Here is an 18,432-nt window from a genome sequence, read left to right on the forward strand (position 1 = left end):
GGGGTTCAGTTGTTTTGTTGAAGCCAGATTAACCACCCATACTTAATTCACCCTTAAAACCTGAAGACAGAGAGGGGGCACTCGTTTATTGAAAAGACGGCCTCTCAGGGTTGTAAAAGTTCCGCCATAAACGTACAAAGTCGCCCCCGCCCAATCCTGGAGTTGCCCCTTCATGAGTACGCCACACCGACTGGCCTGGCCCTTGCTGCCACTGAGCCTGGCCGTCGCCTCTGCGTTGCAGGCTGCCGAGCCCGTGAATCTTGACGCTGTGCAGATCAGGGACGTGGCTGACCAGCCGGGTGCCGAGGGTTACCAGGCCCGCCGCGCTGCCGTTACCGCCGCTGCTGATACGCCGCTGCTCGATACGCCTGCCTCGGTTGCGGTGTTCACTCAAGCGTTGCTGGAGGATCGCCAGGCCCGCTTGCTCAGCGAAGTGCTGCGCAACGACGCCTCGGTGGGCGAAGCCTATGCGCCGGTGGGCTACTACGAAAACTTCCTGGTCCGGGGCTTTTCGCTCAATGCCGGCAACAGTTATCGCATCAATGGCCGCAGCATTGCCGGCGAGCAGAACGTGGCGCTGGAGAATAAACAGCAAGTTGAGTTGCTCAAGGGCGTCTCCGGTCTGCAAGGTGGGGTGGCCGAGCCGGGTGGGGTGATCAACTATCAGACCAAACGCGCTGCCGATGTGCGTTCGGTAACCGTCGCCACCAATGAGCACGGTGAGCGTTACATTGCGACTGACGTCGGTGGCTGGTTCGGTAGCGAGCGGCAGTTCGGCCTGCGCGCCAATCTGGCTCATGAAGATATTCGCTCATATGTTGAACACGCTGACGGCCAGCGCGACTTCGCCTCACTGGCCTTCGACTGGAACATCAACGAGCGCGCCACGTTGCAACTCGATGCGGAGTATCAGACTCGCGAGCAACGTTCGGTGCCGGGCTATCAGTTGCTCGGCGGCAGCGAGCTGCCGCATGACGCGTCGCCCCGCAAGCGGCTGGGCCATCAGAGCTGGTCCAACCCGGTGGGCATCGACTCGCTGAACCTCAATGGGCGCTTCGAGTACCGCTTCAATGAGAGCTGGACCGGTAGCCTCAGTGCCTCGCGCAGCCGGGTGGTGATTGACGACTACAGCTCGTTCGCCTGGGGGTGCTATGGCGCTGCCAGTTGCGCCGGGCAAGCAGTGCCCAATTACTTCAGCGCTGAAGTCGACTACGACATCTACGATTTCCGCAGCCCCGATGACACCCGGCGTAACGACGAGGTTGAAGCGGCGCTGGCCGGGCGCTTTGCCACTGGCTCGCTGGAGCACGAGCTGACCATCGGCACCAGTGCCTTGCGGCGCACCGTCGATACCCGTGGCACATTCAACGAGTGGGTTGGCAGCGGTAACATCAATCAGACCCCGGACACGGTGACGCAGGCTGACAAGCTGCTGCCACACACTGAGCGTCGCCTCGACAGCCGCCAGTACGGGGTGTTCTTCACCGACCGGATTCGCTTCGACGACCACTGGCAGCTGGTGGCCGGTGGTCGCCAGGTGTATCTGAACGAACAGGCGTGGCGTGAAGACGGCAGCGACCTGCGCCATACCCGGCGCTCGTTGTTCCTGCCGCAGGCCGCGCTGATCTATAAACCACTGGCAAACCTGTCGCTGTACACCAGCTACAGCAAAGGCCTGAGCCTGGGCGGCACGGCGGCGTGGTTCAGTAACAACGCCGGTGAAATCCTCGCTCCGAGTGTGTCGCGGCAACTGGAAGCGGGGATCAAGTACGACCTGCAGCGCATGAGCCTGACTGCCGCGCTGTTCCAGATTCGTAAGGCCTATCAGTACTCGCAGCCGCAGGCCGACGGCACCTTCACCTATGTAGAGCAGGGTCAGCAGAAGAACCTTGGCCTTGAGCTGGGCGCCACCGGTCATCTCACCGAGCGGTTGCAGATTGCCGCCAGCGTCGCGGCGATTAGGGCGCGGGTCGAGGGCAGCGGCACCGAGGCCTATGAGGGGCATCAGGCGCTGAACGTACCCAAATACCGCGCCAGCCTGCAGGCCGACTACGCCTTGCCGATCCCGGGCCTGGCGCTGCTTGGCGGCATGCAATACAGCGCCAGCAAATTCGCTGACCGTCAGGGCCAGGTCAACGTCAACGACTATGCCTTGTTCAATGTCGGCGGCCGTTACAGCACCCGCCTGAGCGGCTACGACACCGTCTGGCGACTCTCGGTCGATAACCTGTTCGACAAGCGCTACTGGCGTGATGTGGGCGAGTACCTGGGCGACGACTACCTGTTCCCCGGCGCACCCCGCACCGCCCGATTGTCCGCGACGGTCAATTTCTGAGTCATTGCAGTCGCCAGCAGAGCTGCCTGCCACGGGCAGTATTTAATTCATTGATATATAGGCTTGTTTCGTAGGAGTGGCTTCAGCCGCGAATGCTTCGCCGCTGAAGCGGCTCCTACGATTCCCGCTTCTGTTACGTCACAGTGCCGAGGCGGCAACTGCTGGATGGCTCATGTCATTGTGCTGTCATCTTTTGGTCATATTCGGCTGGTTAACTGCGCCAGCACAGGGAGGTGCGCATTATTCAATGCTGCGCAGGCTGATCGCTGACGCAGTTCACGCTGTCGAGTGCCTGCCCACATGTACAAATCTCTCAAGCTGCAGATCCTCACCCTGCTTGGCGCCAGCCTGGCGTTGTTGCTGGTGATTGCCCTGGCCTGTTTTTACCTATTGTCGAATAACGTGCGCGACTATCGCGGTCTGCTGGATGGCCCGTTGCGGGCGTCGCAACTTATCGACGAGGCCAATCTGCAGTTCAAGATTCAGGTCCAGGAATGGAAAAACGTGTTGCTGCGCGGCAAGGCCGCGGCCGAGCGTGACAAGTACTGGAACCAGTTCGAAGCTCAGGAACGTCAGGTGCAACTGATTCTTGGCCAGCTTGCTCAGTGGCAGTCTATCGACAGCGGTATCCGCAGCCAGGTCGAGCGCTTACGTGAAGAGCATCGCAATCTGGGCAGTGCCTATCGCAAGGGGCGTGATGCCTTCATTGCCGCCGGTGGCGACCCGGTCGCCGGGGATCTGGCGGTCAAGGGCGTGGACCGGGCCGCCAGTGAACAAATGAGCGCGCTGGTGGATAGCTTGCGCCAGCACAGCCAGAAACAGTCGCAAAGCCTTAGCGAGGCCGCCAGCAGCACGATCCTTTGGGGCGTGTTGATTATGTTGGCCTCGGCGCTGTTGGTAGGCCTGGTGACCCAGTGGATGGTCAGTCGCAATATTGCCGGCCCGGTACGCAAGCTCATCGACTATGTAGCGCAATTGAGTGAAGGCAGGTTCACCGAACGCGCCCGTGTCGAGCGCAAGGACGAATTGGGCCGCCTGGCCACGGCCGCCAACCTGCTGCGCGATTTTCTTGCGCAGACCATTACCAGCCTCAAGCAGGACAGTCAGGACCTGGACGGCGCGAGCATCCAACTCAAGTCCATCGCCGCGGTGATGGCGCAAGGCACCCGAGAACAATTTGACCGCACCGATCAGGTGGCGACCGCGATGCACGAGATGTCCGCGACGGCCCAGCAAGTTGCCCGCCACGCCGCCGAAGCGGCCAATGCCGCCGACGACGCTGACCGGTGTTCCCAGGAAGGTGAGCACGTCATGGCCGCGACCATTGAAACGATCAACCAGATGCGCACCGAAGTGGCTAACACGGCCGAGGTGATTCGCCGCCTGGAGAGTGACAGCGAGCGGATTGGCAAGGTCCTGGAGGTGATTCGCAGCATTGCCGAACAGACCAACCTGCTCGCGCTCAACGCGGCCATCGAAGCCGCTCGCGCCGGTGAGCAGGGCCGTGGCTTTGCCGTGGTCGCTGACGAGGTACGGACCCTCGCTCAGCGCACCGCGGCATCTACTGCCGAGATCAATCAGATCATCAGCTCGGTACAGACTGGCGCAATCAATGCTGCGCAAGCCATCGAAAACGGCCAGGCGCGCAGCCAGGAAAGTGTCGAGCAGGTCGCCCGGGCGAGCGATTCGCTGCACCGCATCACCTTGGCAGTGGAAGCGATCCGCGACATGAACCGGCAGATCGCTACGGCCGCTGAAGAGCAGACCTCCGTGGCCGAGGATATCTCGCGCAATCTCACGCAAATCAGTGCCATTGCGACCGTCAACCAGGACAATATCCAGCGCACTCAGGCTTCCAGCGATGATCTGCATGCGCTGTCACTGGACTTGAACAAGGTCATCGCCGGGCTGGCGGCATGATCTTACGGTTTTGCCCGTAGCGTCGGGTTATCGGTGCTGTAGCAGTTTGTAGCGCGCTCTGATGGGGCACTTTTGCTATTCTTCGCGCGCTTTCAAACTGTCACATACCGGGAGTGCCCATGACGGCCACTGCACGACCACGTCCGAAGCCATTTTCCCGCGCTGACTATCGGACCCTGGGCCTTGCCGCACTGGGCGGGGCTCTGGAGATCTACGATTTCATCATATTCGTATTCTTCGCCCTGACCCTCAGCCAGCTGTTCTTTCCGCCGGACATGCCCGAGTGGCTGCGCTTGTTGCAAAGCTTCGGCATTTTCGTCACCGGCTATCTGGCGCGACCGCTGGGCGGCATCCTGATGGCCCACTTTGCCGATCGGCTGGGACGCAAGCGGGTATTCAGCCTGAGCATCCTGATGATGGCCCTGCCATGTCTGCTCATCGGTCTGATGCCCACCTACGCGCAAATCGGTTTCTGGGCTCCGCTGCTGTTGCTGGCGCTGCGGGTGATGCAGGGCGCGGCGGTGGGGGGCGAGGTGCCGAGTGCCTGGGTGTTTGTCGCCGAGCACGCGCCAGCCGGGCATCGCGGCTATGCGCTGGGTGTGCTGCAGGCCGGGCTGACCTTCGGTTACCTACTGGGCGCGCTGACCGCGACCTGGCTGGCGCGGGTGTATACCCCGCAGGAAATCCTCGATTACGCCTGGCGTATTCCGTTTCTGCTCGGTGGCGTATTCGGTGTAGTGGGGGTGTGGCTGCGCCGCTGGCTCAGCGAAACCCCGGTATTCATGGCCTTGCATGCCCAGAAAGAAGACATGCAGCGCCTGCCGTTGGGCCAGGTGTTGCGTGAGCATCGAGCGTCGCTGCTGCCGGCGGCGCTGCTTACCTGTGTGCTGACCTCGGCGGTGGTGGTGCTGGTGGTTATCACCCCGACGGTGATGCAGCAGCGTTTCGGCTTCAGTGCCCGTGAAACCTTTGCCCTCAGTGCCTGGGGCATTGTGTTCCTGAACATCGGTTGTGTGCTGGCCGGCATGCTGGTCGACCGTATCGGTGCCTGGCGCTGCGTGTTGCTGTACAGCCTGCTGCTGCCGCTGGGGATCGGTATGCTGTACGCCAGCCTGATCCTGCAGTGGCTGGCGCCTGGCATCGCCTATGCGCTGGCCGGCCTGGCCTGTGGCATCGTCGGGGTCGTGCCGTCGGTGATGGTCGGGCTGTTCCCGGCCCGCATCCGGGTTTCGGGCATCTCTTTTACCTACAACATCGCCTATGCATTGTGGGCCAGTGTCACGCCGTTGCTGTTGATCGGCCTGATGCCCGTAAGCCCGTGGGTCTGCGTGGTCTACTGCCTGGTGATGGGCGCGGTGGGCCTGCTGACCGCTACCTGGTTTGCTGCCCGCCACGATCTGGGTTGTGACCAGCCCTGCCTGGGCAAGTGATGTTCCAGGCTGACAGCCGGGCAAACAACCGGCTGTCAGCTTTCACTGCAAGCGTCTACGCTGGATGTACATGAACCCGAGCCGGATCCGGCAGGAGTTGTTTCATGAACATCGAGAATCAGGACCCCCTCATCCCGGACCAGATCCGCACGTTGCTGGAAAACTGGTCGCTGGCCGTACGCAACAAAGACCTCGACGCGATCATGGCGGCATACCACCCCGATGTGGTCGCTTTCGACGCCATCATCGAGCTGCAATTCAAAGGGCGCGATGCCTATAGCAAGCACTGGGCACACTGTCTGAACCTGTGCCCGGGCGAGATGCTGTTCGAACAACGTGATCTGGTGGTGCAGGGGGCGGGCAACGTGGCGTTCGCTCACTGGCTCAATCACTGCGGTGCCACGGATGCCAACGGCGTCATCCAGGGGTCATGGATGCGTGGCAGCGCCGGTTACCTGCGCACCCCCGATGGCTGGAAAATCGTCCATGAGCACTTCTCGGCGCCTTTTGATATGGCCAGTGGCAAGGCGCTGTTTGACCTGCAACCCTGAGCTGGCCTGTGCCAGAGGAGAGACCAAATGAGCATCAAAGCCATCCCCGAGGACTTTCATACCGTCACCGTCTACCTGGGCGTGCACGATGGTAATGCTGCAATTGATTTCTATAAGCGAGCGTTCAATGCCCGTGAGGAGTTCCGGCTGGACCGTCCCGACGGCAGGGTCGGCCACGCCGAGCTGTATATCGGGGATACGCGCATCATGCTGTCGGAACCCTGCGATGAGGGTGCTCTGAGCAGTCCGGTGCTGACGCCAACCGCTGATTGTTCGCACAAGGCCACGGTAGGCCTGCATCTCTATGTGGAGAATGTGGATTTGACCTATGAGCTGGTTACCGACGAGGAGGACGTGGTGGTGGTGAGCGGCCTCAAGGATCAGTTCTATGGTGACCGGTCGTTCACGTTGTGCGATCCCTTTGGCCATCTGTGGTTCATTTCCAGCCACAAGGAAGACGTCAGCGCCGAGGAAATCAAGGCCCGTGCCCAGCGGCTGTTTCAGGGGCATGACCGGGAGCTTTGACGGATCCAATTGTAACAGCTGATTGTAATTAGCCAGGCGCAAGTTTATCTTGCGCCTGATTCGTTTTTGTAGCCGTATTGCCATCAGTTTCTTTGATGGGCGTATCGCTGTGGGCTGGATAGTTGGTTGTGTGGGATTTAAGTTTTGGAGGGGTTATATATGTCTTTAAGGTTTGTAGGAGTTTTCTACTTCGTTAACTTAAAGCGAATTCTCTTCGTTTTTTATCGGGTCGGCAGGTGCAGGCCGTGAAATATCTGCCTCTGTCATTTACCGCGTGAATCGCTGGATGAAAATAGTCAAAGCAAGAAGCGTCCTACGCGCTCCGTCATGAATCATGTAATAACGAGAGGAACCTCCATGTGCATGACCAGCAGGGAACGACAGGTTCTCGGGTTGCTGCTGCAAGGACGAACCAACAAGGAAATCGCCGAGCAGCTCAGCATCAGCGGCTATACCGTACGCGACCATGTCTCGTCGTTGCTGCGCAAGAGCCGGGTAAAAAGCCGTACCCAACTTATTGCCTGTCATTTATGGGCTCCACTGAACTGACCCCCTACATCTGTCGGATTGTTTTCGTCGGCGAACATTACATAATTGCCTTCATGCTTGTATTGCCACTGTTTGATTGCTGCATGCTCGTGGGGAGCGAGGCGGCATCACAGGCAAGCAGGCTCCACTTATGAGTCAGTGTTGTTCTGTGCCTATCAAAAAGACTGCTCTTGCCTGAAGTCTTAAAGTTGTTGTGCAGAAAAGCCTGTGGAGCGTGTAAGAAAAGTCGGCAGACAAAGGTCAGCCACCCTGATAACGATAGGGTACCTCTAAAAACCTGGGCGAAGTAGCCAGCGCAGCGATGGCAACGCGGGTCGTTTTTAGAGGTGCCCGGATAAGGAGTCCATTCAATGGCAGCATGTTGTGAGTACCGCTCTGAACAAAATGAACAAGCGGACCGGCAAACGGTGATGATGTCCGAGGCCGATTGCCGACTGGCCTATGCAGCGCTGGCACGACAGCAGGCCATGCTGTCGTCCGTCCATCTCGTCCAGTTGCATGACTGTCTGTTGGGCCCCAGAGGGTTGTTTGCGCTGTTGGTCCGGGAGCTGGAAGAAATGGGGCGGTTGGCGCCCCTGCTCGAAGACGTGGCGGCCCTGGCCAACCGCGAACTGCGCACTCAGGCTGACAAGGCACTGTGCTTCGTCATGGGCCATCATCGCTGGCGTAACGTGTCGCCCAATCCTTTTCGGGCGATGAGCCGCGAACGGCTGTGTTGCCTGGTGTACGACGACACTGCTGGCTACACCCTGATCGAGCGCTACGCCGCGCTGCTGACCCTGCGCCAGCTCGACAGCCAGTTTTTCACCCGGCTGATCGACACCACCCGCAAGAGTGTGGAGCGGCGCGTAGTCTTCCAGGGCTTGCTGGAACATCATGATGCCTTGCTGCCGGTCGAGCGTTGCGTTTACCCGGATAATTACCGTGCATCGCAGCAACAGCATCTGGAGCGTGAACTGCAGCTGTATGGCGATTTGACGCTCAGTCAGCCGCTCAGTGTGATGGTGGCCCGCTACAGTACGGCGACCCTGCTGAAAAAGCTCGGGGTGCGTCAGACGCCGAGAGCCAGGCCCTGAAAATCAGCGCGGGTGCACGGCGCACTGACGACCCGGTTGCGCCCGGTGCTCTTGGCGCCGTATAGCGCCTTGTCGGCTTCATTGAGCCAGCTCGCGGCATCGACGATGTGCTGTTCATAGGGCGCAACACCGATGCTCAGGCTGATTCTGAGTTCAGGCAGCAGTGCATCGACCTGGTTTTCGACGATCTGACGCAGACGTTCCAGAATACCCACCGCCAGATCGAGGTCGGTATTGGGCAGGATTACACAGAGCTCGTCACCGCCATAGCGACCTGCCAGGTCGCTGGCGCGGATGTTGTCACGCAATGCCTGGCTCAGCGCCTTGAGCACCGAGTCGCCGACGATATGCCCGTACCGGTCATTGATGGTCTTGAAGTGATCAATGTCGATCAATGCCACACAGCAGGCGCGATTGAGCGTCTGGCTGCGGGTGAACTCCACCTGCAGGAGGTCTTTCCAGGTGCCATGGTTGATCAGCCCGGTCAGGCTGTCGGTGCGGCTCAAACGGCTGAGTACGTGTTTGTGCTCGCTGAGCTTGAGCGCCACCTTGTAGCCCATCCAGCCGATGAACGCAGGATAGATCACCAGCAATGGCAGGCAGGCGTAGATTTCCTCGGGCGTGCTGGCCAGCTGGATTTGCGGGGTAAACAGGACAAAGCCCAGCACAGCGCCCAGCAAATTGGCCAGTAAGCCTTGCCAAAGCAGGCGCAGGCCGTTGGCGGCGATATTCTGCATGGCCATCATGGCCAGTATGGCGACGCTCGGCAGCGCACTGAAGCCCATCAGCGCCACCCAGATACCGCCGGCAAACGAGTCGCCGAGCATGTTCTGCAGTTCGGCCTTGTAGGGGTTGCTACTGCGTCGGGCGCGCTGGTAAGCCAGGTGTGGCCAGACCCAGGCATGCATCACCAGCATGGCCCAGATCCAGTGCATCCACGGCAACGGGTACAGCGCGACCGCCACGCAAACCGATCCGACACTCAGGCCGATGGTGCGTGGCAAATAAATGCGTTTGGCAAAGGACAGGCCTCGGCCGTTCTGTTCCCCATCGTGGTGTGGCATCACTTCTTACCGGTAATCGCTTGCTGCCCGGTCAAAAGCGAACGCCTTGACCAAGCGCGGATTTTCGCTGTTCGATCAAGGCAAGGGAAGAGCGATATGCCATTATTGTTGAACTATTGGACGAACAGACAGTCGCCGTCTTCGGTTGTCATCAACACCCTGCGCCATGGCATTCACAGCAACTGCCTGGCCGTTGGCTGCCACGGTCGTTGTTACCAAGCTGACGCGAAAAGCCCCTTCCTTCAGGTGGGGGATGAAAGCGCCACCGCGAAGCGGTCATAGGGGTTAAAACCCCAAAAACCGCCCCTATTCTGTGTTTCATGACTGAAATGAAAGCGACCAAAACCCTCAAGATTCGAGTGCGAGACAAGCATGCAGCGCAGTTGCGTGAAGCGTCTCGCGCTGTGAATTTTGTGTGGAACTACGTAAACGAGTTGAGTAGTCGCTTGATTCGTGAGCGTGGTCGTTTTCTGTCGGCGTTCGACATTCACAAGTACACCAACGGGGCCGGCAAAGACCTGGGACTGCACAGCCAATCGGTGCAGGCTGTTGCCGACGAATATGTCATACGGCGCAAGCAGTTCAAAAAGCGCCAGCTCCGCTGGCGCTGCTCGGGCGGCGCTCGGCGCAGCCTGGGCTGGGTGCCCCTCAAGGCCGGCGCTGCTGTCTGGAAAAACGGCCAGGTCGTCTTCAACAAGCAGCACTTCAAGGTCTGGGACAGCTACGGCCTGGCGGGCTTTAAATTCAGATCCGGTAGCTTCAACGAGGACAGCCGTGGACGCTGGTATTTCAACGTCGTGGTCGAGGTCGACCGCCAGTTATCGCCAGGCCAGGACGCGGTGGGTATCGACCTCGGACTGAAAACCACGGCCACCTGCAGCGACGGTGATCGCCTTGAAAGCGGCAGGTTCTACCGGGATCTGGAAAGCGCCCTGGGCACGGCCCAGCGGGCCGGCAAGAAGGCCCGTGTACGGGCGATTCACGCCAAAATTGCGAACCGTCGCAAGGATACCCTGCATAAGTTCAGCAACGCGCTGGTAGCGCGTTGTGGCGTCATTGTGGTGGGTGATGTGAACTCACTGAAACTCGCGAAAACCAGGATGGCCAAGTCGGTGCTGGACGCCGGCTGGGGTCAATTGAAAACCATGCTGGAATACAAATGCGATCACGCAGGCACGGTTTTCAAGGTTGTTAGCGAGAGAAACACCACCCAAACCTGTTCGAGCTGCAAGCAATTGCCGGACTCGAGGCCGAGAGGTATCGCAGGGCTTGGAATAAGGGAATGGACTTGTTGTGGGTGTGGTGCCACCCACGACCGCGACGTCAACGCCGCAAAGAACATTCTCGCGCTCGGGCATGAGCGTCCAGTTGTGGGAATCCCCGCCCTTTAGGACGGGGAGGATGTCAATTGCCGATCACCGTTTTTAGCGTGTCGGCATGACCCTTCGGATCCTTGGCGCTGGAAATCACGGTAAGTACTGCCGAGCGCTTGCCGGACGCCGCCACCAGGGTGCTGGTCAGGACCTTGCCACCGCCGAGCGTGGCGTAGGCATCAAGCTGGCGCACGCCCAGGCCATTTTTCTTGAGCACGCGTTGCTCGCCCTGTTTCTGAAAGTCATGAAAGCTGTTGCTTTGCTGGCTCAGCGCTGCGCTGCTCAGTTCATCGAGCACCTGGCTGTCGTTATCAGTGGCTTGGTCAGTCACCGGGTTCGGGGTTTCGGTCACGATCAATACCCGCCGGTTGGCTTCGTCGGTGTACATCGCGCCACTGATACCTTCAGCGATGGCCTTGGCATCGACTTCCTGCATCTCGCTTTTCTTGTAGGTGGCCGGCAGGTTAAAGGCCAGCTTGCCGCCGAGCAGCGATACTGGCTGACGGGTCTCGCTCTTGGCCGGTTTGGTGCGCGACTCGGCCTGGGCATTCATGGGCAGCAGTGTGACACTGAGCAACAGGGCAAGCAGCGTGCAGGTACGGTGGGCAGCGAACATGACAAAACCTGAGCAATTCAAGGGGCAGGTCGGCAGTGTGCCTGAGGAACCTGCAGGCGGCCACTGACAGGTTTTCGCAGCCTTGATAGCCGGGAGTGTCGCTGATGGCTGGCAAAGTGTCGCAGCAGCAATGCTGCCTCTGGGCTATTTGTGCAAGGCCGATAAAGAATGGAAATTTCCATTAATTCAAGCGTTTGAATGTTCTGAAAACAAATGTTTCAGGTATGCTTGCAAAATGCCATCCATGACCATGATGATGAGTCGTTGGCAAGTCGGTAATTGTCGACTTGCTCCTCGGTTTTTCTTCGCTACGCTTGGATTTCAGGTGCGATGGGGCGAGAAATTGCCAGCGCCTGTCGGGCATTGCCAACCTTCAGGGTCCCTCTGAGGCAGTGTCTCCTGACGCAACAGGATGTGCTAAACCCTTACATAGCGTGCTTTCAATGCCGCATGACTCAATCGCAACGATTGTCGTGCAGTAAGTTCAGGTATGCCTGGATCTTTGCAGTTATCAGAAGAGGTTGCAGTCGATGCGTTTGAACATGCCGGTTACCCAAAATGAAAGAACCTTTTCTGCCAACGAGCGTTTGATCTCCACCACCGATCTAAGCAGCCACATTACCTACTGTAACGACGCGTTTGTCGCCATGAGCGGCTTTACCCGTGAAGAGTTGATCGGCCAGCCGCATAACCTGGTACGCCACCCCGATATGCCCCCATCGGTGTTTGGCCATATGTGGGAAACCATCAAGCAGGGTAAACCTTGGATGGGGGTGGTCAAGAATCGTTCCAAGAACGGCGATTTTTATTGGGTGAGTGCCTACGTCACGGCGGTGTATGAAAACGGCCGCATCATTGGTTATGAATCGGTACGCTCGCTGCCAACCCGCGATCAGGTGCGCCGTGCTGAAGCACTGTATGCCCGCCTGAGGGCTGGAAAGCCGGCCGTGTCGAGAACCGGTAGTGCGATTTACCACCTCAGCCGCCAGTTACCGATGGTTGTAGCCACCCTGATTCTGGCTGTGGGTACCTACTTGCTCGAGGACACGCCGTTCGTGTTCTTGTTATTGGCGGTGCTGGTGGGGCTGGGTGGCTATCTGGAGATTCGTCACCGGCGTGGTCTGCAGAAAACCCTCGATGAACACCCCAAGGCGTTCACCAGCGCGCTGGTCGCCCTGACCTACAGTGATAACCGCGGCCCGCAAGCGCAACTGGACCTGGCGATGATCAGTGAAGAGGCCCGCCTGCAAACGGCTCTGACCCGGCTGGTGGACACCGGCGAGGGGGTCAAGTCGCGTGCCGGGCAGTCGGCGCAATTGTCGGTGCAACAGGCACGCTCTCTGGATCAGCAACGTAACGAAACCGAACAGTCGGCCACGGCGATCAACCAGATGGCCGCGACGATCCAGGAAGTCACGCACAACGTGCAGAGCACTGCCCACGCCGCTGAAGAGGCTGACAAACTGGCCCAGCAGGGTCGCAACCTGGCCGACGAAAGCCTGCTGGCGATCCGGCACATGGCCAACTCGGTCAATGAAATCGGCCACGCCGTTGGCGAGCTGGCGGGTGCAACGCAATCGATCGGCAGTGTGGTGGACGTGATTACCTCGATTGCCCAACAGACCAACCTGCTGGCCCTCAACGCTGCGATCGAGGCGGCTCGTGCCGGCGAACAGGGCAGGGGCTTTGCCGTGGTTGCGGACGAGGTGCGTTCGCTGGCGTCACGTACTCAATCGTCCACCGAGGAAATCCAGAAGATCATCACCTCGTTGCGTGATGGTGCCGACCGCGCCGTCGCCACCGCCAGCCGCGGCGAGCAGAACTCCCAGGAAAGCGTGGCCAGCGTCGAGGCCGTCCAGCAAGCTCTGGACGGCATCAGCAAGGCTGTCACACGGATTACCGGCATGAGCCAGCAAATGGCCTCGGCGTCGGAAGAGCAGAGCCATGTGGCCGAGAACATCAGCCAGCAGATCACCCGCATCGCGCAACTGTGTGACCAGAGTGCAGACCAGGCGCAGCAAGGGTCTGCGATCAGCCGTGAGCTCGAAGAAATGGCCCAGTACCTGCACAGTCTGGCGGAGCGGTTCAGTCGTTGAGGTCATGAGTGAGGGGAGGTCTTGCGGCCTCCCGGTTCACAGGCGGTCCTTGGCGCAGCTGTTATTGATCCGCGATCCACGACGCATAGCCGTTGGTGCTCCCCGCATGATGGGTCCAGATAATGTCGCGGTAACTGATTGCCAGATGCTCCTGCGGCTGACCGTCGCTGTGCAGCAGTGCATGAGGCATGTCCTGGGTCAGCTCACGAATCAGTCCGCCGCGAATCTCGACGGTGTAGAACTTCTCCTGGGTACCGCGCGAGGAGGTGCGGTAGAAGTCGATCATGCAATCGATCTGGTCTCGATTGGCCAGCGCCTGGCTCAACAGCGGGGTTGATTTGTCGACGTGCTTGGTGATGTACACCGGTTGGTGTGTGGCGTGGCGGGCGTTGTCGAGGTTGGCCATGTTGTGGGTGAAGGCCAGCACCATGATCTGGTCGGCGTGGCTGGTCTGGTTTTTGCCGCCCAGCGACTCCGGTGTGCAGCAGCCATTGGACATGAAGCCTTGCTTGTCGCTCTTGATGGTCATGTAACCGCAGTTGGCCATGGTCGCCCTCCTTGATAAATGGAGGGGCAGTGTATTTTTTGGCTCCCCGGCGATATGTAGGACGTTTCCGAAATTGCAGTTGTTTTAGCAGGCAAGAACAGCCTGCGGATACTGACGGTTCAGCATCCGCCGCTTCAGGTCTTGCTCAGTAGCGAATCATCACTGATTTAAGCTCGGTGTAGTCATCGATAAATGCCGAGCCAAATTCGCGGCCGATGCCGGAAGCCTTGATTCCGCCAAAGGGAACGGCCGGGTCGAGCAGGGTGTGCATGTTCACCCATACGGTGCCGGCCTCAATGCGTGGCACCATGCGCATGGCCTTGCCCAGATCGTTGGTCCACAGGCTGGCGCTCAGACCGTATGGGGTGCTGTTCATCAGCTCCAGCAACTGCTCCTCATCGTCGTACGCAAGGAACGTGGCGATCGGGCCGAAGGTTTCTTCGCTCAACAGGGTGTCGCTCAGCGAGTTGGCGAGGATCACGGTCGGCTCTACATAAAAGCCTTCGCGTTCGATCAAGCGTCCGCCGTGGACAATGGTGCAGTTTTCTGCGCGGGCGCGGTCGAAGAACTGGCCCAGCTTCTGTTGGTGAATGCGGTTGGTCACCGGGCCGAATTCAGTGCTTTCATCCAGCGGCGAGCCCACTTTCAGCGCGGCCAGGCGCTGGCTGAGTTTGTCCATCAACTCATCGATGCGTTGGCGCGGAGCAAAGAAACGTTCACCGGCGGCGCAGATTTGCCCTGAGTGTAAAAAGCCCGCTTCGATGGCGCCGTTGACCGCTTTGTCGATGTCGACATCGGCCAGAAACCCCACCGAGTTCTTGCCGCCCAGCTCCAGCGTCGCGCGGGTCAGGTTGGCGCCCAGCGCTGTTTTGCCCACGGCGATGCCGGTGGGCACGGAGCCGGTGAACGATACTTTGTCGGTGCCGGGATGTTCGATCAGCGCCTGGCCGACCTTGCCCAGGCCGGTCACTACGTTGAGTGCGCCGGCCGGCAGACCGGCTTCAATACCCAGCTCGGCGATGCGCAGAATGGTCAGTGGCGTGAACTCGCTGGGTTTGATGATCACGCTGCAGCCGGTGGTCAGGGCTGACGCCAGCTTCCAGATGGCGATCATCGTCGAGAAATTCCACGGCACGATACCGACCACCACGCCCACCGGCTGACGCAGGGTGTAGGCGGTGTATTGCTCGCCGTTGAACGAAGGCAGCGACGGGGTGATGGTCTGACCGGTGATTTTGGTTGCCCAACCGGCAAAGTAACGCAGGAAGTGCGCGGCCTGGCCCACTTCAAAAGCGCGGGATATCTGAATGATCTTGCCTGACTGCAAGGTTTCCAGTTGGGCAAGCTCCTCACCGTGTTGCTCCAGCAGGTCGGCCAGTTTGAGCAACACGGCGCTGCGCACGGCCGGGGCGGTCTGTGACCAGACCTTGAAACCCTGACGAGCCGAAGCGACCGCAGCATCCACATCGGCCTCGACGGCATCGCTGACCCGCGCGATGACCTGGGCATTGGCCGGGCTGACCACCTCGATCCGTCCGTTGCCCTGAGATGGCTGGGGGCGCCCGTCGATGAACAGGCCATGGTCGCGGTCCAGAAAGGCACGGACCTGGGGGAGCAGTTGAATGTCGGACACGAGCAGTACCTCAGGCAGAAAACGGGCAGAAAAAAGCGTGAACCACGCGTATTGCCTGAGGGTAACCAGGTGCGGTCAAACACGCTTGATCAGGGCTGACCAGCGCTTGTCTGTGCGTGCCAGCGACTGGGTGGCTTGAGCAGTGGGCCGGCTATGAAAAGTACAATCTTCCATCTGGAAGGTGCATTTTCCGCATCCGACGCCAGACCCATACTGGCGCTGTGTTCGGCTGACCGGCCTTTGACCCGAGGGTCATCAGTGCTGGGTCAGGCCGCTGGAAAATGTCCAATAATAAGCAGAGCCCCCTCATGAAAAAGCCAAATCCCCTGCTTGAAGACCTGCGTGCGATCCTGCCGGCCATTGCGGCCAATGCCGCTCAGGCAGAAAAAGACCGGATGGTGCCCGCCGAAAATATCGCCCTGCTCAAAAGCATTGGCCTGCATCGGGCCTTTCAGCCCCGTCCTTATGGTGGGCTGGAAATTTCCCTGCCGCAGTTCGGCGACTGCATCGCCTTGCTGGCCGGCGCCTGTGCCAGCACCGCCTGGGCCATGAGCCTGCTGTGCACGCACAGTCACCAATTGGCGCTGTTTCCGGCCCGCTTGCAGGAAGAGATCTGGGGGGCTAATCCTGATGCCACCGCCAGCAGCAGTATTGCGCCGTTTGGCCGCACCACTGAAACCGATGGTGGCGTGCTGTTCAGTGGTGAAATGGGCTGGAGCAGCGGCAGCGATCACGCCGAGTGGGCGATTGTCGGTTTCCGTCGTCAGAACGCCGAAGGCGGCCAGGATTACTGCTTTGCCGTGTTGCCGCGCAGCGATTATCAGATCCGTGACGACTGGTACGCCGCCGGCATGAAAGGCAGCGGCACCAAGACTCTGGTGATCGACAACGTGTTTGTGCCTGAGCACCGCATCCAGAAAGCCAAGGACATGATGGAAGGCAAGTCGGCCGGGTTCGGCCTGTACCCGGACAGCAAGATTTTCTATGCGCCCTATCGCCCGTATTTTGCCAGTGGCTTCTCGACGGTCAGCCTGGGAATTGCCGAGCGTATGCTTGAGGTCTTTCGCGACAAGACTCGCAACCGTGTGCGTGCCTACACCGGTGCGGCGGTAGGGGCCGCGACCCCGGCGCTGATGCGCCTGGCCGAGTCGACCCATCAAGTGGCGGCGGCGCGGGCCTTTCTGGAAAAAACCTGGCAGGACCACGCTGAGCACGGTGAGCGCCATGAGTACCCGTCCCGCGACACGCTGGCGTACTGGCGTACCAACCAGGGCTATGTGGTGAAGATGTGCATTGAGGCCGTGGATCGACTGTTCGCTGCGGCCGGCGGCACGGCCTGGTTCGAAAGCAACGAGATGCAGCGACTGTTCCGTGACTCGCACATGACCGGTGCGCATGCCTACACCGACTACGACGTCTGCGCGCAGATCCTCGGTCGCGAGTTGATGGGCCTGGAGCCGGACCCAAGCATGGTCTGACGGACCCTGTGATATCGGCAGCCGAGGCTGCCTGATGCGCCCGATAACCTTATTCGAATCAGGGCAGCCGCTGGCGGCTGTCCGGGAGTCTTGCATGTCTGAACCAAGCGCAATTGCCGTTAACCCTGCTCTGGACCCCCGTGCATTTCGCCGGGCGCTGGGTAATTTCGCCACCGGTGTGACGGTGGTCACCGCCGCCACCGCTGCGGGTCACAAGGTCGGGGTGACGGCCAATAGCTTTAACTCGGTGTCGCTGGACCCGGCGCTGATTCTCTGGAGTCTGGACAAACGCTCGACCAGCCATGAGGTGTTTGCCGAGGCCACCCATTTTGCGGTCAATATTCTGGCTGCGGATCAGATCGAGCTGTCCAACAACTTCGCCCGGCCACGCGACGACCGCTTTGCCGGTATCGCCCATGAGCCGGGTGTCGGTGGTTCACCGTTGTTGCTCGATTGCTCGGCGCGTTTCGATTGCCAGAAGTATCAGCAGATCGACGGCGGCGACCACTGGATTCTGATCGGCAAGGTGGTGGCCTTCGATGATTTTGGCCGTTCACCGCTGCTCTACCATCAGGGTGCCTACTCGATGGTGCTGCCACATACCCGGATGACCAGGCGTGAAGAGGGCCAGGCGCCGAGCAGTCACTTTCAGGGCCGTCTGCAGCACAACCTGTATTACCTGATGACTCAGGCCTTGCGTGCGTATCAGGCCGGCTACCAGCCTCGCCAGTTGTCTACCGGCCTGCGCACCAGTGAGGCGCGGATGCTGATGGTGCTGGAAAACGATGCCGGCCTGAGCCTCAATGACCTGCAACGAGAGGTCGCGATGCCGGCCCTGGAAATCGACGAAGCCGTTGCCAATCTGCGCCGCAAGGGGCTGGTCTGTGATCGTGACGAGCGGGTTTGCCTGACCGCCAGCGGCGTGGATGAAACCGAGGGCCTGTGGAGCATTGCCCGCGAGCAGCAGGACAAGGTATTTGGTGCGTTCAGCGCTGAACAGATCGCGACCTTCAAGGCGGTGTTGCAGGCGGTGATTCGCGGCTGAGCAACTGGGGGGGTGGGGGCTGGCTGGCAGGGTGATGCAAATCGCCTGGCAGCCTGGCACATGCGAACCCCGGCGATTCAAGGCCTGATGGCAACGGGTGTCTCTCACGTCCGGGGTGTCTGATGTTTTTCAATAACAACAAATGGGTCGATGAACTTAACCAGGCCTTGCAACAGTTGGGCAATGGACAGCCC

Annotated in this window: 15 protein-coding genes; 11 read left to right on the forward strand and 4 right to left on the reverse strand. The window is 59.8% G+C overall.

What is annotated here, in order from left to right; translation table 11 throughout:
* Positions 1 to 172: 172 nt before the first annotated feature.
* The 7 genes from PSCI_RS17065 to PSCI_RS17095 all read left to right on the forward strand — a co-directional run bounded on the left by PSCI_RS17065 (position 173) and on the right by PSCI_RS17095 (position 8,386).
* Positions 173 to 2,335 (forward strand): TonB-dependent siderophore receptor, encoded by a 2,163-nt coding sequence (locus tag PSCI_RS17065; RefSeq protein ID WP_045489218.1) that lies wholly within the window; start codon positions 173 to 175, stop codon positions 2,333 to 2,335.
* A gap of 300 nt (positions 2,336 to 2,635) precedes the next feature.
* Positions 2,636 to 4,255, forward strand: a complete 1,620-nt coding sequence (locus PSCI_RS17070) for a methyl-accepting chemotaxis protein (RefSeq protein ID WP_045489220.1) — start codon at positions 2,636 to 2,638, stop codon at positions 4,253 to 4,255.
* A 119-nt stretch (positions 4,256 to 4,374) separates the two neighbouring features.
* Positions 4,375 to 5,685 carry an MFS transporter gene (locus tag PSCI_RS17075; RefSeq protein ID WP_045489222.1) on the forward strand — a complete coding sequence of 437 codons (1,311 nt, stop codon included), beginning with the start codon at positions 4,375 to 4,377 and terminating at the stop codon, positions 5,683 to 5,685.
* A 104-nt stretch (positions 5,686 to 5,789) separates the two neighbouring features.
* Positions 5,790 to 6,236, forward strand: coding sequence for a YybH family protein (locus tag PSCI_RS17080; protein ID WP_045489225.1), 447 nt, complete (start codon positions 5,790 to 5,792; stop codon positions 6,234 to 6,236).
* A gap of 27 nt (positions 6,237 to 6,263) precedes the next feature.
* Positions 6,264 to 6,761 (forward strand): VOC family protein, encoded by a 498-nt coding sequence (locus tag PSCI_RS17085; protein WP_045489228.1) that lies wholly within the window; start codon positions 6,264 to 6,266, stop codon positions 6,759 to 6,761.
* A gap of 327 nt (positions 6,762 to 7,088) precedes the next feature.
* Positions 7,089 to 7,310: a response regulator transcription factor gene (locus tag PSCI_RS17090; protein ID WP_045489231.1), complete on the forward strand. Its 222-nt coding sequence runs from the start codon at positions 7,089 to 7,091 to the stop codon at positions 7,308 to 7,310.
* 350 nt (positions 7,311 to 7,660) lie between these two features.
* On the forward strand, positions 7,661 to 8,386 hold the full coding sequence (locus PSCI_RS17095) for a hypothetical protein (RefSeq protein ID WP_052483413.1): 726 nt from the start codon (positions 7,661 to 7,663) through the stop codon (positions 8,384 to 8,386).
* On the opposite strand, the gene PSCI_RS17100 is transcribed toward PSCI_RS17095, so the two are convergent.
* A complete protein-coding gene (locus PSCI_RS17100; protein ID WP_045489234.1) occupies positions 8,362 to 9,450 on the reverse strand; it encodes a diguanylate cyclase in 1,089 nt (362 codons plus the stop codon). The two genes, PSCI_RS17095 and PSCI_RS17100, sit on opposite strands and share 25 nt — an antisense overlap.
* Before the next feature lie 329 nt (positions 9,451 to 9,779).
* Between PSCI_RS17100 and PSCI_RS17105 the strand changes: the two genes are divergently transcribed.
* Entirely contained in the window at positions 9,780 to 10,841 is a 1,062-nt protein-coding gene (locus tag PSCI_RS17105; RefSeq protein ID WP_045489237.1) for an RNA-guided endonuclease InsQ/TnpB family protein, read from the forward strand.
* Between the two features lie 13 nt (positions 10,842 to 10,854).
* Here the strand turns inward: PSCI_RS17105 and PSCI_RS17110 are convergent, their stop codons facing one another.
* Positions 10,855 to 11,439, reverse strand: a complete 585-nt coding sequence (locus tag PSCI_RS17110; RefSeq protein ID WP_045489240.1) for a hypothetical protein — start codon at positions 11,437 to 11,439, stop codon at positions 10,855 to 10,857.
* 530 nt (positions 11,440 to 11,969) lie between these two features.
* Here PSCI_RS17110 and PSCI_RS17115 point away from each other — a divergent pair.
* On the forward strand, positions 11,970 to 13,535 hold the full coding sequence (locus tag PSCI_RS17115) for a methyl-accepting chemotaxis protein (RefSeq protein WP_045489242.1): 1,566 nt from the start codon (positions 11,970 to 11,972) through the stop codon (positions 13,533 to 13,535).
* A gap of 61 nt (positions 13,536 to 13,596) precedes the next feature.
* On the opposite strand, the gene PSCI_RS17120 is transcribed toward PSCI_RS17115, so the two are convergent.
* Together PSCI_RS17120 and PSCI_RS17125 are read right to left on the reverse strand one after the other, a co-directional pair.
* Positions 13,597 to 14,082: an Hcp family type VI secretion system effector gene (locus tag PSCI_RS17120; protein ID WP_045489244.1), complete on the reverse strand. Its 486-nt coding sequence runs from the start codon at positions 14,080 to 14,082 to the stop codon at positions 13,597 to 13,599.
* Between the two features lie 145 nt (positions 14,083 to 14,227).
* Positions 14,228 to 15,715 (reverse strand): aldehyde dehydrogenase family protein, encoded by a 1,488-nt coding sequence (locus PSCI_RS17125; RefSeq protein WP_045489246.1) that lies wholly within the window; start codon positions 15,713 to 15,715, stop codon positions 14,228 to 14,230.
* A 308-nt stretch (positions 15,716 to 16,023) separates the two neighbouring features.
* On the opposite strand from PSCI_RS17125, the gene PSCI_RS17130 reads away from it, so the two are divergent.
* The gene (locus PSCI_RS17130; protein WP_045489249.1) at positions 16,024 to 17,193 is read left to right on the forward strand and encodes a p-hydroxyphenylacetate 3-hydroxylase oxygenase component; all 1,170 of its coding nucleotides are present in this window, start codon (positions 16,024 to 16,026) and stop codon (positions 17,191 to 17,193) included.
* Positions 17,194 to 17,287: 94 nt separating this feature from the next.
* Positions 17,288 to 18,238, forward strand: a complete 951-nt coding sequence (locus PSCI_RS17135) for a p-hydroxyphenylacetate 3-hydroxylase reductase component (protein WP_045489252.1) — start codon at positions 17,288 to 17,290, stop codon at positions 18,236 to 18,238.
* Positions 18,239 to 18,432 lie beyond the last annotated feature (194 nt).

The sequence above is a fragment of the Pseudomonas sp. StFLB209 genome (assembly GCF_000829415.1).
Taxonomy (GTDB): domain Bacteria; phylum Pseudomonadota; class Gammaproteobacteria; order Pseudomonadales; family Pseudomonadaceae; genus Aquipseudomonas.